A 15,732-nucleotide genomic window follows, 5' to 3' on the forward strand; every position below is an offset into this window, starting at 1 on the left:
GCTAGGTCATGGCGATCAATAATAAAAATTCATTGTTTTTATCCGCTGCATTCCCATAAGGAATAGCCAGTCAACACAACGCCCGCAACGCCGGTACAGCGCATAAAAAAGGGGCGATCAATGATCGCCCCCAAGCCTTGCTACCACGAGAGAACCTTACAGCGTCAGTTGTCCACGCTCCTCATCGGTCAGGCGCGCCCGGGCCTGTTCGCTCAAGGGCCCGGCCCCCAGTACCTGCACCGGGCTGTCGGGGTTGTAGCCCGGGGTGCGGCTGGCTTCTTCACGCTGGCGTTGCACCGGTTCGGAACCAAAGCCCAGCACTTCCACGGTGACGATGGACGCCCGGCCCTGCTTGGCTGCCGTCTGCTGATTGCGCGCCGCGTCCTCCGCGGCCTGGGACGCCGCCGAGCCCGCGGCACTGGCCGAGCTCATGGCCCCGGTGTTGACCGCCGCCGTCACCGGCACCCCGGACGACTTGCCCTGGGTCTGGATGTTCGCCGCGTTGACCACCCGCAGTGCCGCGATATTGACGTTGCCCGAGACCCGGATACCCGCCTCGCCGGCATCGATGGTGCCCAGGGGGGCGATCAAGTCGATGTCCCCGGCCGCCACTTCGGCAATCGGATTCAGGGTGGCGATCCCCGCCCCGGTGCTGGGCACCGACGGCGACAGGCTGACGTTGCCCCAGTTGTCGTAGACCCGCTTGGGCGGGGTGTAGACCACGGTGGTCTTGGAACCGCGACCGGCGTTGATGTCGCCCGCTGCCGACCAGCCCATGATCGAGCCGCCGAAGGTGGTCATGATCCGGCTCTGGCCCAGAAGGATGCTGCCCAGGGAGTACAGCTGGATGTCCCCCGAACCCTGGGTGATGACCCCGGCCGACGCCGGTGGCGCTGTGCCTTCGATGCCGAAGGTCTGGTTGCCGCCCGGGGTCAGCATCTGGATGTTGCCGCCGAAATCGGTGTGCACCCCGGCGCCGCCGAACAGGGTGATATCGCCCTTGTAGGTGATCGGGTTGCCGGCCACATCGGTGCTCGGGAACAGCCCGGCAATCGCCGCCCGGCCCCGGGCGTAGCTGCCCTGGCGTATCCCGCCGTCCTGGGTGTACTCGCGGCCGGCGGCCTTGAGCTCGGCAAAATACACATCCCGGGCAAACACCCGCTGCTGCTCCGCCGGCAAGCTCGCGTAGTAGGCCCGGGCCTGGGTGCTGTCGCCGACAAAGCCGAAGCGCTGCGCCAGCCAGTCCACCAGCTCAGCCTCGTAGGTCTTGGCCACCTTGCCCGCCGCCAGGCTTTCACCGGGCTGAGCCAGCCGGCTCGGGTCCAGATAGGCCTCGACGAAGCGCCGATAGTCCGGCCCCGAGGGTCCGACCCCGGCCTGCATCACGATACTGGCCCCGGGACGAGTGTCCCCCGGTGCCACGGCGCCGATGCTGGTGATGCTGACCTTGTCCTCCATGAGGATGTTGCGCCCCGCCGTCAGTTCCAGGGTGCCGGGACCGGCGACGTTGAAGTTGCTGTAGAGGATGTCGCGCCCGGCGCTGACGATGGAAATGTCGCTGGGACTGTTATGGACGAACAGGTTGCCCTGGGCAGACGAAGCATCGCCCGGATCGCCGACGCCGTAGACCCGGCCACTGCTGACGATGTCGCGCCCGGCCATCATCCACACCGCACGACTGCCTTCGTACCAGGTCTGCCCGGCGTGCAACTGCGAGGCCTGGGTGCCGAAGGTAATGATCCGCCCGCTATTGACCCCCAGCAGGTCGCCGTTTACCGCGTAGAAGCGTGCCGGGTCCATGGCGCCCTCGATGATCCCGGAGACGCTGCCGGAATCGAAGGCGAACAGCGGCAAGGTCGACACCGCCGGGTTGCCATTGACTGACAGGTTGCTGGCCACCAGCGTATTGCCGATGCGCCCGACAAAGGCCGGATGCCATGGCGTCGCCAGCGCACTGGCGGCAGCCCCGGACTGGCTGACCGTGAAACCACCGGCATAAATCGAGTCCTCGGCCAGGAACTGCAACTGCCCCTTGGCACCGGGCGCCAGCAGCAAGGGGTAGCGATAGTTGACGTCCTCACGCTGAGGCGCGGCGGCCTTGCCGTAGTAGAGGCTGCCACTGCTGGCCACGGCGCGCAGTATCGACGGGTAGACCACCGCCAGATCGGTCGCGCTGGAAGAGGTGGTGAACGGCGTCAGATTGCCGCCCAGGGACAACAGGTCGACGGCGGTGCTGTCGGTCCACAGGGTGAACCAGCTCTGGCCAGTGCCTGACTGGGTTCCACGGCTGAAAGGCGCCGGGTTGAACTGCTTGATCCGTCCCGGGTCCTCGACGTTCTGCACCACCAGATCCCCCAGGGTCTGCAGCTGGTAGGTGGCATCGCCCGGCACCAGGGTCATGCCGCCCTGGGCCAGGCCGCGCGTGGCACGCAATGGATCGAAAGCCCGGGTTTCGCTGGGGTTGTGGTCAACGCTGGTGCCGCCATAGAGCAGATTGATGCTGCCCTGGGAGGCACTCTGCAGTTGGGTGTTGCCGCGCAGGTTGACCAGCATGCCGCTGCGATGATCGTTGCTCAGCTCGGCGAGCGGGTTCAGGGCTCCGGCAATACGCACCCGCAGGTCGCCACCGCCGGTCAGTTGCAGGCTGCCATCGCTGGCGAGCCGTCCGGTGCTGCCCACCGCCAACACCAGCCCCTGGCTGCGCGGGCTGATGCCGGCAGCACTGGACAGCCCCTGCAGGACTCCGGCGTCACCGCCGACATTCACCTCCAGGTTGCCGCCCCCCAGGGTGCCGAAGCCGGTGAAACCCACCATCTTGTCGGCAACGCCCGCGGCGTAGGTGCCGAAGTTGATCCACCAGGCCGTGGGTTGGGCCGAGCCGCCGGTGGCGACATCGGCGCTGCCCTGGCGCCACAACCAGTTGCCCACCTCGGCCGAGTCCAGGCCGCTGTCCTTGGGATTGGGCCAACTGTTGCTGTTGCCGGCGACATTGGTGATGTTGCCGGTCAGGTCGCCACCGACGTCGATCCGCAGATTGCCCCCCGCCTCCGGGTACCAGGCACGATACAGGCTGGTGCCGCTGCCATTGACGAACTGCTCGAAGTAGCTGCCCGGATCGTTGAGCACCGTGCTGCCGCTGCCCAGGCCGCGAGGCTGGTTGTAAGGATCGCCGGCGCGAGTGGCCGTGGATGAAGTCCCGGCGGTATAGACCCCATACAGCGAGTCCATGCTCAGGTTGCCGGCGCTGAGCAGTTCCAGGTCGCCGGTACCGGTACGCACCACACTGAAACGGCTACTGGACGGCCGGGCCTCGTACTCCTTGGCGCTTTGCGCCTGGCAGAAGCTCGGCGTCTCGGCGCACATGGCCGCTACCGAAGGCAGCCCCAGGTCCTGAATGAACTTTTCATCGATCACCTCCCCCACCTTGACCACGATATCGGCCTGGGCCAGTTCGTCCACCGCGGCCTGGGTCCAGACGTAGGTGGCCTTCATTGCGCAGAACTCCGGCGTCTGCGCGCAGAACTCGGCAATGCTGCCCTGCTCCAGGTCATCGAGGACTTTCTGGTCCACCGGGTCGCCTTCCTTGACCACCACGCCGTTTTCCGCCAGGGCCTGGACCGCCGCCAAGGTCCAGGTCATCAAACCCCTGGCCGGCAGTTCCTTGGCAAACATGCCGTAGTGACTGTCCGCCAGATGCAGGTCGCCGCTGCGAGGCGTGGCTTGCAGGATGCGGCTGTCGGCGGCCTCGGTATCGGCCCCGGCCACCAGACGCAGGGACCAGGATTGCGAGCCCTCGGCGAGCATCGGCGCAATGGCCCAGAGCCGGCCCTGGGGCCCGGTCACGTCCGGTCGCAACTGCACCGACTCGACGCCTCCCGGCAGCTTGACGTTGGTTCCGGCAGGAATCAGCGCGCCCTTGGGCAGCGCCTTGCTGCCGTCGAGCAGCACCAGCCCGGCACTGACCTTGGGCAGTGCCACCCCCTTGGGCCAGGTCATCGGCTGCAAGCGCACGTTCTGGGTCAGCAGGCTGCCGGCGTCGAGCCGGGTGCCGGCCACCAGGGTCTGGGCCTCGCTGAGCAGAGTCCCGGCGGCGAACAGCAGATTGCCCGCCGCGTCACGCACCGCGGCCGCAAGTACCGTGCCCGCCGGCAGTACCAGGCTCTGGTCGAGCACTGCGGTGACCGGCAGGCGGGTGCCCGCACTCAGGCTCAAGCCCTTGATCGGCAGGTCGTAGTTGAGGATGGTGCCCGAGGGGAAGCCCGTGCCATCGGCCAGGGTCACTCCGCTGCCCGGCACAAGGGTGGAGCCGCCACTGAAGTCCACTCCCGACAACAGCACCCAGCCCTTGTCGTCTGCGCTCGGGGGCGGTGGGGCGAAACCATCGTTGATGCTGCCGTAGATGTTCAGGTCGCCGCCGGCCCGCAACGTCAGGCTGCCGACCTCGCCGGAGCCGTAGACCGAGGTCTTCTGGCTATGGGGATTGAGGCTGGCATAGCGATAGCCGGACAAGTCCAGGTCACCCTGCACCACCAGATCGCCGTCCGCAGTCTTGCTGACGATCTCGACCCCCGGCCGCAGATGCAAGGCATCGGCGTAGCTGGCGTTGTTCAGCCCGGCCAGTTTGTTCTGCAGCAGGTCGCTGTTTTGCAGGGCCGCGTTGATAAAGGCCGTGCTCTGGGCATGTTTGGCGTTGAGATAGGCCTGGGTGATCTCCTGGTAAGGGCGACCGCTGGCGGTGGCATCGGACTTCTGCGGTGCATCGTCGTAGCGCAGCATGCCGTTGACCGCGATCGAACGCGCCCCGCGGATATCCAGCGCGCCGCGGGCATCGATATCGATGTCATTGCTGCTCTGGTCCGCCTGGACGATACGCGGCGCATTCAATTCCAGGGTGCCGCGGCTGCGGCCGTCGTTCTGCCCCGCCGCACTGCCCGACGCCACCTCGGTGCCATGGCGCAGGTCAATGCGCACACCCTCGGCCAGGGTCAGCCGGCCCTGGCCGGAATTGAGCACCACGGTGGCACGGTTCGGCGCATCGATGATCTTGCCGTAGCTGTCCACGCGTAGCTGATTGCCATGGGCATCGAGCACCGCGCTGCGGTCCAGCGTCAGACCATTGCTGGCGGCCAGGTTGATGCTGCCGACCTGCTCGCCGCTGGCGTCCACCCGCCCGCTGACCCTCAGGCTGCCGTTGTCCAGCGAGACGTTGACAGTGTTGGCCTTGACCCCGTTGCCGATGTTCAGGTCGCCCTGCTTGAGCTGGAAGCTGCGCGCCCCATGGACCTGCCCCTGATTCAGACGCTGGTTGAGGGCGGCGAACTGCTCGTCCAGGGTGCCGCTGCTGCCCAGGCGCTGGGCCTGGATTTCCACCGCACCGCCCAGGTAAGGCACCCGGGTACCGCCGGCATCATAGGTACCGCTGCTGCTGCCGAGGATCTTGCCGGCCAGGTCCACTGTGCCGGCAGCGCCGTCCAGCGCCACCGCCCGCAGTTTGCCGGCCTGGTTGTTGCTGGCCGAGAGGTCGATGGTCGAGCCCGCCGCCTGCAGCACATTGCCCTCGCGGCTTTGCAGCAGCACTTCACCACCGGCACCGTAGCGGGTCAGGTCATTGAACGCGCTGGCCCGACCGGCCACATCGATCAACGCCGCATCGCTGAGCAGCACATCGCCACGGGCACTCAGGGTCACCTTGCCGCTGGGCAGCACCACGGCGCTGGCCAGACGCAGGCTGTCGCCCTGCAGGGACAGTTCCGCGCCCTGGCCATTGGCCGTGCCACGGGGCCCGGCCGAGGCGCTGATATCGATGGCGCCACCGGCAGTGATGCGGTTCACCGATCCGGCCTCGCCGGTCATCAGCGGGGTGAGGATATTCAGGTTGCCGCCGCTGTAGGCAAAGCCGCTGACCGGGTCGTAAGCCCCCTGGTGCTGATAGACCCTGAGGCTGCCCTTGTGGTTGGCGGTAATACGCTGGCTGGCATTCAGGTTGACCCCGGCAAAACCCAGGGCCAAGCGGTCCAGGCTCTTGCTGCTGCTGGGCTGAGCAAAGGCGCCATAGCCGAATTCAATGCGCTCGGCATTGATTTCCAGACGCCCGCTGCCAGTACCGGCACCACCGGCCACTACCGCCCCGGCCGGTGCCTCGGCGCCCTGCCAGATCAGGTTGGCGGTGTGGATGCTGGCCACATCGTTGGCACCACCTGCGCCATAGATCGCCGGAGTGGACAGCATCAGGTTACTCAGCAGCGACTGGCCGGTGAGCGGGTCGTAGGTGTCAAGGCGAGTGCTGCCGTAGAAGTTGAAACTGTCCCGGGCCGAGAGCTGCAGAGTCTCCAGGGCCGGCGCGCCGGACTGGGTATCGCCGCGCAGCAGGCGGTCCAGCACTTGCTGAGTCAGGGTCATGCCGCTGGGCAGGCGATTGCCGGCCGCCGCGGCCGCCAGGGCTTCGGCACTGCCGACATTGATGGTGTTCAACCCCAGGTTCAGATGGCGGGTGCCATAGCGCACCTGATCGCCCAGTTCAAAGGCGTTGTCGGTCAGGGCGACGATGCTGCCGTCGGAGTACAGCGCGGTCTGGCCGCTGCAGGGAGCGCTGCTGCACACCCCGAGCCGGATGCCGCCACTGGATTGCCCGCCCGCTTGCGCCTTGCCGATCACATTGAGCAGGCCGTTGGAGACAGCCAGCATGTTGGCCACCTGATAGGTGAAACCGTCACGGGCGTCATAGCTGGCCTTGCCGCGGCCCAGGCTGTTGATCGACGCGCCCTGCTCCAGGACGATCTGCCCGGTATTGCTCACCAGGAACACTTCCGGCGCCGCCAGGGTCACGCCCTCGCGCAAGGTGATGGAGCCCTTGGGCGCATTGATGCCTTCGGCCAGGGTGATGTAGTTGCCGCCCTGGCCATATTTGACCAGGGTCAGGCCACCGAGCATCAGGCGCGCCGCGCCCATGGCATTGAGGCTGTTGGCGTCCAGGGTGACCCCATTGAAGCCGCCGGTGGCGGACTTGCCCCTGGCCACCACTTCAATGCCGCCCTCGCCCATGTTCAATACCGCGACGGTGCCGCCGTAGCCCCCGGCAGCGGCATCGAAGCGCCCGATGCCCTGGAAGGAAAAGGCATCGGCACCGGCGCCCGGCTGCAGGGCCAGTTTCAGGGTCTTGGCATCCACCGGCAGCATCGGTCGTGGCACGCCGAGCTTGGCCGCATCGGCCAGGGCGAACTGGGCATAGCCGGTTTCGTTGTATTGGGAATAGCGGCGCAGGGTATCGGCCGACGTCAGGATCAACTGGCTGGCGACACTGTTGCCGATCCCGGTATGGGCGATCGACAAGCGCCCGGCGGTGGACCAGGAGCCGTTGCGCAGTTGCTGGGTCGCACCTTCGGTGCCGAGCCCGGCCAGGCCGTTGATCTCCACGCGGAAGGCCCCCGGCATCAGTGCATAGGTGGACGGCATCAGGGTGTAGGTGCCCGCCGCCAACCCCGGCACTCCGGCGCCGATAGTGATCTGCTGGCCGATCAGCGGGTCCACCGCGCCGCCCTCCGGCGCCACCGGTGCATAGCCCGGCTGCACTCCGGGGACGATGGCGTAGATCGGGTTGCTGGCCAGGCCCGGCAGGATGAAGCTGCCGTTGGCGCCGATCTGCACCAGTGGGCTGTAGCGCGCATCGGTGGAACCGCCGCGCCCGGAAATGAACCCGGCGCCCAGCAGCTCGCCGCCACCGGACAGGTCCACAGTGGCATTGGATTGCACCTGCACCGCCTTGCCCCCCAGGATCACCCCGACGCTCAGGTCGCTGTTCTCGTTCACCAGGGCGCCCTGGCCGAGGAAGGTCACGGTCTTGCCGTTGTACTTGTAGACCTGGCCATCGACGGTGCCGCCGTAAGGCAATACCAGGCCCTTGCCGCTGACCGAAGTCAGGCTGCCGGGCAGCAACTCGACCTGGCTGGCGCCCAGGTTGCCGATCTCGATCAGGCCCAGGGGCGCCCGAATCACCCCGCCTTGCTTGATGCTGGCCGCGCCCAGTTGCAAGCGGCCGAAGGCCGAGTAAGGCACAGGCGCCTGGTCATTGCCGGTGCGGCCGATGGTCAGGGTGCGCGCGGGGTCGAAGTTGATGCTGGTGCCGGAGATATCGTTGAGGTAACCGGCAATCACCCGGGCCCCGACCTCGGTGGCCGGGTACAGCTGTGCGGCCCGCAGGGTCATGTCGCCCTGGGTCAGCAACTGGGTGCTGATGCCCTTGGCGATCACATCGGCACCGGCCCCGGCAAGAAAGCGCAGGTCGCCCTGGCTGGTCAGTTGCACATGGTCGAAGCCCCGGCGCTCGACGCTGAGCAGGCTGTTGTCGGCCTGGCGCAAGGTACCCTTGCTGCCGAACACCACGTTGCCGCGCACATCGATCAACTGGCCGCTGGCGTTGAACTGCGCCTGTGTGCCCCGTTGCGACGGCGTGCCGGTGGCGACCGGACGCACGTATTGATCCTTGGCCTCCAGGGGCGCGAGGATGCCCGCCAGCAACAGGTAGGGTGCCGACAGGTTGACCCGGCTATTGGCCGCGGCGCTGTCGCTGAGGTTCAGGGCGCCGCTGTACAGGCGCAGGCTCTGGCCCATGTTCAGCGACACATCGCCGTCGAAGCTCAGCAGACCGTTGCTCAGCAGTGCCAGGTTGTCGAAGCCACCGGCTGTGACCTGATCCACCCCGAGGCGGCCGTGGCCGTACTCCAGGCTGGCGGCTGCGGCGTCGGCGCTACCGGGCAGCGCACTGCCCTGATGGCTCTGGCTGAGCACCAGCTCCCGGGCCTTGAGCACCCGGTCGTTGACCGCGTTCTTGATGTAGTACGGGCTTTCCAGGGCCAGGGACAAAGTGCCCCCCGCCGCGCCGGCGCCCCCGGCCCGGGCGACGAAGCTGCCGTCCAGGTACAGGCCGTTGTTGGAGGCGAAACTGATGCTGCCACCGTTGCTGGCCACCTGCACCCGGCCCTGGCCGGGAATGTCCAGGGCCGCCTGGGCCCCGGAAGCGTCGAGACGCGCCCCGTCGCGCACCACCACAAACAGGTCGCTGGCCTTGGCAATACCGGTGGCCAGGTCAATCTCGCCACCGATAGCGATCTTGCCGCCATTGCGCACCTGACCGTAACGGCGACCGCGGTTGTCCACGGCGCTTACCGCCCGCGCCGCCACGTCGATCAGCGCCTGCTCGCCGACCCAGATCGAACGCCCGTGACCGGCGGCGTTGGCGGCCTCGGAACTGGCCACCGTCAGGCCGCCCAGACTGACGCTGCCGCCCCAGGCATTCAGCGTGCCGTTCATGGTCAACTGGCCAACGCTGCGCAGGTTGATGGCCTGCCCCGGATCGACATTGATCACCGCGCCCTGCCCCACGTTCAGCGCCGTGGTGGCCAACTGGGCAGCCGTGGAGTACTGATTGCCGGCGCTCAGGGTCAACCCGGCGCCACGGCGCTGGGTCAGCACGCCCTTGGCCGCGTCCTGCGGGTAGAGCTCCGGCAGCCATGGCTGCAGAACGCTGGCCGGATCGCTGCCAGTGGCGCTGCTGCCAGCCTGGGCTCCGAAGCGGTAGACCGGCATCTTGACCTCGACCTGGGCACCGTCGGCCACCGTCAGGCCTTCGTTGCCGGTGATGTCGTAGGCGCCGAAGCCCTTGTTGAAGAAGTCCCCCGCCAGTTGCAGGGTGCCGGCTTGCGGGACGACGTCCTTGGCGCCGATCAGTACCTTGTGGGCCTGCAGGGCCAGGGTGCCGCCGCCGTTGACCCCATAACCGCGCAGCTCGCCATTGAGGTCGAGCTTGCCGTCGGCCGCCAGGGTCACGTCACCGCCCTTGCCGCCGCTGGTCTTGCCGTCATAGCCAATGCCGGCGCCGGAGCCGGCATCCACCAGGGTGCCGTTGCCCAGGTTGAGGTCGCCGCTGCTGCGCAACGACAGCTTGCCACCGTTGATAAAGGCCAGGCCGCTGCTGTCCGACGGGTCCAGGGCCAGGTTGCTCCAGCGCCCACTGACATCCAGCTTGACCCCGCTGGCCACATCGACCCGGGCCTGGGCACCGCCAGCGGGCGCGAGGATCACATCGCCGACCACGAAGTTGCGGTTCACATCCACCTGGTTCAGTACGTTGCCGGCGTTGATGCTGCCGCCATGGGCCGTGAGGTCGGCGTTGACCTTGACCTCTGGCCCGAACAGGGTGATGTCGCCGCCGTGCGCCACTTGCAGCGCGCTGTTGACCTGGATCTGCTGCTTGGCGCCGACCTTGATCGCCCCCAGCTGGAAGCCGTTGAGCGTGTCGCTGTCCAGCACCAGTTGGCCCTGACGGTTGGCCGGCAGCGCTGTAGTGAGGTCCAGGCCGTCGGCGATCTTCTGCTGGTTGGCCTCGATCAGCACCTTGTCCACGGTGGGACTCAGGGCATAGCGCAAGGTGCCGCTGGCCTTGTTGTAGATCGGCGTGTAGTTGCCAATGATCAGCTGCGCACGCTGGGCCGCGGCCTTGTGCGATTGCTGATAGCCATCGAGGTTGAGGTTCGGCGCCTGGGTCTGGCGGTCGCCCTTGAACACTTCGCTGACCAGCTGGCCTTCAAGCACCGCGTTGCCGGTACCGATCACCAGCTTGCCGGCATCGCGGCCGACGCTGTAGCCGGCCTCGTAGCGGCGCTGCTGGGCGATCAGCGGATTGTAGTAGTAATCGGTGCGGCCCCAGCGCGGGCTGCTGTCCACATAGCCCTTGTAGATGCCGGTGTAGAGCAGGTCTCCCGGAGCCCGGGACAGTTCGTACAGACGCCCGTCGGCGCCCTTGAGCCAGGTCTGCTGGATATAGCCGCCCTGCACATCGACGGTACCGCCGGACAGGTTCAACTGAGCCCCGGATTGGGTCACCACCTCCTTGCCGGTAAAGGTCAGGGTGCCGCCCTGGGCCATCCACTCGCCAATGTTGTGGCCCTGGGTGCCCAGGTAGCCGCCCACTTCCAGCAGGCCGCCGGCGGTGTACCAGCGATCGGTGGCGTAGCCGTTGGTGCCCGCCGGGACGAACACCAGTTCGCGCAGGTCGACCCAGACGTCGTTGTTGATCAACTGGCCGCTGTCGCGGTTGCCCGCCGAGTCGCGCTGCTCGTTGCCCTGGACGTTGATCTTGATGTTATTGGACTCCATCGCCACCTTGACCCCGACGGCGCCGGCCACATCGATCACCGCGCCATCGCGCACCAGACTGCGCTGCCCGGCGCTGACCGCCACCTGGCCACCGGTGGCCAGGGTGATGGAGCCGTTCTGGAAGTCCACACTGCCGCCGCTGACGATCTCCACCCGGGACTGGTCAGTGCGGTCGGCGACGCTGCTCAAGTTATTGAACTGGCCGGTGATCAGGTTGGTCGGGGTGCCGTCGAGGTTGATCAGGCTATTGTTGCGCTGGCTGTCCAGGGCGGTGCTGCCGGAGCTGTCCAGCACAATCGCCGTGGTGCTGCCCTGCCCCAGGGTCACGCTGCCGGTGCTGTCGCTGGCGGCGTTGAGCAAGTGGATAGTGCCGCGGGTGTCCACCGAGGTGCTGGCCAGGGCCACGCCGTTCTGTTGCACCTGATGCCCGGTCAGGGTGATGTCGCCGGTGGACGCCATGATCAGCCCGCTGTTGCTGACCTTGCCGGCGCTGCTGCCGGGCTTGAGCGAGGTGGCGACCTCATTGCCCCGTGTCGTCGAGTGCTGGTTGCCGCTGGTGCCGACCCCGCGGCGGATGTAGAAACTGTCGCCGGCAGCCAGAGTGGTCTGGCCCTTGGCGGTGACGAGGGTGCCGGCGTTCTCCACTTCCGCGCCCAGGAGCAAGGCATAACCGCCGGACTCGGTGGAACTGGCCGGAGCGTGGGTCTGGATCAGCGCGCCACGCTGCACCTGGACCTTGCCCAGCGCGTCGCTGAAGGTCGGCTGGGTGCCGTTGGCGTCCACATAGAGCCCGCGCTGGGTGAACTGTTCATCGCTGATGGTGGCCGCGGCCGCCACCAGATTGCGCACGTTGACCTGACTGGTGCCGGTAAAGATCACCCCATTGCGGTTCATGATCATCACCGTGCCGGCGCCCTTGATCTGGCCCTGGATCTCGCTGGGCCGACCGTTGGGGTCGTTGACCTTGTTCAGCAGCGCCCAGTTGGACTGCTGCTGGAAGTCCACGGTGGTGTTGCGCCCGACGTTGAAGGTCTCCCAGTTGAGGATGGCCTTGTCGGCGGTCTGTTCGATGGTCACCGTGGTCTTGCCGCCGGACTGGCTCTGCACCGGACCCTTGGCGTTGATCCAGCCCTGGGTCAGGCTGTTGTCGACCTTGAGCCCGCCCTGGCCAAGGCCATCGGGAATACTGCTCACCGTGCCGAAGGCCGCCTGACGCGCCGCGGCCTGGGCCGCCTGCTGGGCGGCGATGGCGGCGACGCTGGCATTGAGATTGCTCAAGGAACGCTGCAACTGCTGGTTGGCCCGGGTCTGCTGGGACAACGGCGGAATCCCCGGCACCTGGCCGTTGGTGCGCGCGGCGGTGGCAGCCTGGGAGGCGCCCTTGTCGGCAAACCAGCCGGAACTGAACGCCGTGGCGCCATGGGCACTGCCCGCCATCATCAACAGGGCGATGGCGTGGGCCAGGGGCTTGAGCCGCAGGATCGGCATCTCGCCATCAAGGCGCAGGGCTGGGGATTTGACCGGAGGTTTGCAGCGAACCATTACTACTCATCCTTTGTTATGACGCCCACGGGAGCGCGACGCTTGTAGGGCCCAGGGCGCGCGTCACTGCTTTAGGGAATAGGCCGTTGGCGCAAGGCGCGACCGAACGGATGTCACGGAAAATTCATCTGCCGGGTGTAATGCGGGCCACAACAGGTTGCGGCAACGGCCCGGGCCGTTGCCGCAGCGCCCTCAAAGAGGACGCCCAATACCGTTGCAGACGTTGGGATTGCCGATGCTCAAGGCGCTGGTCGGGGTGAGAAAGGTGTTGCGAATCGCCGTCTTCCAGTTAGCGGGCAGCGGTTGCAGGCGGTTGTTCCTGATGGCCGCGTCGTTGAGCCCAAACACGCTGTAGTGACGAGAGAAGAACGCCCGGACCTGCGCAGTCTGGGTGGCATCGGCGTAGCACTGGCTGAACACCAGATTGGTGAAGCCCAGAATCGGATACCCGACATGCGGATAAGCCACCACACTGGGATCGTAGGGGCTAGGGTTTGCGGCAAACTGCGGCACCCAAGTGTTGGGGTCGCTCAGGTACGGCATGAGCTCCGGCGACAATGGGGTCCTGATGGCGTCGATCGCATCGCGGATGTTGGCCGGTGTCGGGGCGACACCGTCCACCTGCGCCACCTTGCTGCCATCCTCAAGGCCCGCCAGGCTGCTCGCCGCGTACGGCGCGCCGATGAAGGTGATGCTGCCGACCGTGGCATTCACCGTCGCCATGATCTGCGCGCTGCCGACAGCGGTGACGGCATTGGCCGGAGGTCCGTAAGGATGGGCGTAGGCGAAGGATCGGCTCGCCGTGAATGGCCCGCCGGGCTCGGTGCAACGGGCATTGAGAAAGCGCGTGAACACTTCCGTGGTAGCGCTTGAACCCTGGGGGTAAACCACGGTGATCGGGCCGTTACGCGCCGAACCATAGAGGTGACTCCAGTCATACAAGCGACCGGAAAAAATGCCGCATAGGTCATTGGTGCTCAGGTTCAAGGCAGCGCCGGGCTTGTTGAACGCAATCGCGATACTGGTGGCCGCTGACGGCACCTGTATCAGTGGCCCCCAGGCCGGCTTGTGCAGCAAGGCATAGTTGTTCAGCTGGGCGCTGGTCAACTTGGACTCAGTGGCTATCCAGTGCACATTCTTGCTGTTATCCCCCGGCACCAGGGCGCCGTAGTCGTTGTTCAGAAACGCTTCCCGGTCGCGCTGATCCAGGCCCAGATACGGTGCGAACCCCGCACTCAGTACACCGGGGGTCTGGTACAGCGGCTGGGGCAAGGTTGAACCGCCACCATTCAAATCCGCCAGCGCTGGCTGGGCGCACACGGCACTGCAAAGCAATGAAGCCATCCACCAATGGACGTTGGGCATGATCAGACTCCTGTCGAATCAGGGCGTGCCAGGGACAGGTCCGCGAACCTGGGCAGCGCCGTGCGGATACCTGCAACGCCGTGGGTGGCAGCTGCAGGACAAAAAAATCAGCAACGGCGCAAACCGTTGCTGATCGGGTGTTGCGACTCGGTAGCAGCCTGCGTTACAGCGGACGACCGATGGTGTTGCAGACGCTGGTGTTGCCGATGCTCAGCACGTTGGAAGCGTTGACGAAGTTGTCACGAATGGCGGTTTTCCAGGCCGCTGGCAGCGGTACGAAGCGGTTGTTCTTGATGGCGTTGTCGTTGTTGGTCAGCGAGCTGGAACCATAGTGACGGCCGAAGAAAGTCCGCACTTGCGAGGTCTGGGTAGCGTCGGCGTAGCACTGGCTGAAGATCAGGTTGGTGAAGCCCAGGATCGGGTAGCCGGTGGTTGGGTAAGGCACGACGCTTGGATCGGTGGCGCTGGCAGTAGCCGCGAATACCGGTACCCAGTTGTTAGGCTTGGTGCCATCGACGATGGTGCCATCCTTGCGCAGCACGGTCGGAGGCTCGATGGCTTCGATGGCGGCGGAAACGTTGGCAGGCGCTGGCGAAACACCGGCCACCTTGGCCACCTTGGTAGCGTCGTCCAGACCGGCCAGGGTCGTGGCGGCGTAGTCCGGGCTCATGTAGGTGATGCGACCGTCGGCAGCGTTCAGCGCGTCCATCACGCCTTGGCTGGTGACCGCGGCTACTGCACCGGCAGGCAGGCCACCCGAGTAGCTGGAGGCGAAGTTGGTGGTCACGGCGAAGGTGCCGGTTTCAGCGCACTTGGCGTTGAGGAAACGGGTGAACAGCTCGGTGGTGCCGCTGCTTTCGTTGCGGTAGACCACGGTGATGGCACCGGTACGGCCCGAACCGGCGATCTGGTTCCAGGTAGAGACACGGCCCGAGAACACGCCGCACAGGTCGTTGACGCTCAGGTCAACGGCAGCAGTGCCGGCCTTGTTGAACGGAATGGCAACCGAAGTGGCGACCGAAGGCACCTGGATCAGCTTGCCCCATGCGGCTTCGTGACCGCTGGCGTAGGCGCTCAGTTCAGTGGCAGAGAGCTTGGAATCGCTGCCGGCCCAGTGCACGTTCTTGCCAGTAGTGCCGGCCACGAACTTGGTGTAATCGTTGTTCAGGAAGGCAGATTTGCCGTTGCCGCTGCCTACGCCGATGTAGGGAGCGAAGCCGGCAGTCAGTACGCCGGAGGTCTGATACAGCGGTTGTGGCAGGGTAGCGCCACCACCGTTGATGTCAGCCATTGCAGCTTGTGCCGAGCACAGGGCTGCCAGGGTCATGGATGCCGCCAGAACGTTGCGCTTAAACATGAAGAATCTCCTTTCGTCGTGTTCGTACGTTGGGTGAATAGCTCTTGCATGACGCCATGGCGCTCGGGCCAAAAGCCTTGTTCCAGACGGCTTGAGGGGTGAGGCCATGGAAAGAGAAGTTCGCAGTTTCCGGTGACAGATAAAGGAAAAAACCTCGGGAGAAACCGGCTGTTTTTGCAAAAGATTCTCGGGTGTTTGTCGCCGTTTTTCGGGCCTTTCCCGGGAAGGTGACAGCCAGGTTTCCGAGGCTGGCGCCGGCATCGCCCTGCAAGCGCCGAGGGTGGTGCAGACAGCGCTGGAACATGACAGAACGAGGA

3 protein-coding genes are annotated in these 15,732 nt (G+C 66.1%); all 3 read right to left on the bottom strand.

Annotated features, from left to right (window positions below; all coding sequences use genetic code 11):
* Window positions 1-156: 156 nt before the first annotated feature.
* The 3 genes from ACSSVC_RS20750 to ACSSVC_RS20760 all read right to left on the bottom strand — a co-directional run bounded on the left by ACSSVC_RS20750 (window position 157) and on the right by ACSSVC_RS20760 (window position 15,415).
* Entirely contained in the window at window positions 157-12,693 is a 12,537-nt protein-coding gene (locus tag ACSSVC_RS20750; protein WP_492611298.1) for a filamentous hemagglutinin family protein, read from the bottom strand.
* Window positions 12,694-12,885: 192 nt separating this feature from the next.
* Window positions 12,886-14,058, bottom strand: coding sequence for a substrate-binding domain-containing protein (locus ACSSVC_RS20755; protein ID WP_492611299.1), 1,173 nt, complete (start codon window positions 14,056-14,058; stop codon window positions 12,886-12,888).
* 163 nt (window positions 14,059-14,221) lie between these two features.
* A complete protein-coding gene (locus ACSSVC_RS20760) occupies window positions 14,222-15,415 on the bottom strand; it encodes a substrate-binding domain-containing protein (RefSeq protein WP_346634217.1) in 1,194 nt (397 codons plus the stop codon).
* Window positions 15,416-15,732: the final 317 nt, after the last annotated feature.

This window comes from Pseudomonas sp. E1BtOHC1, from assembly GCF_058744285.1.

Coding starts and splice junctions, on each gene's coding strand:
- ACSSVC_RS20750 (WP_492611298.1), bottom strand. CDS start 12,693: ATGGTTCGCTGCAAACCTCCGGTCAAATCCCCAGCCCTGCGCCTTGAT.
- ACSSVC_RS20755 (WP_492611299.1), bottom strand. CDS start 14,058: ATGCCCAACGTCCATTGGTGGATGGCTTCATTGCTTTGCAGTGCCGTG.
- ACSSVC_RS20760 (WP_346634217.1), bottom strand. CDS start 15,415: ATGTTTAAGCGCAACGTTCTGGCGGCATCCATGACCCTGGCAGCCCTG.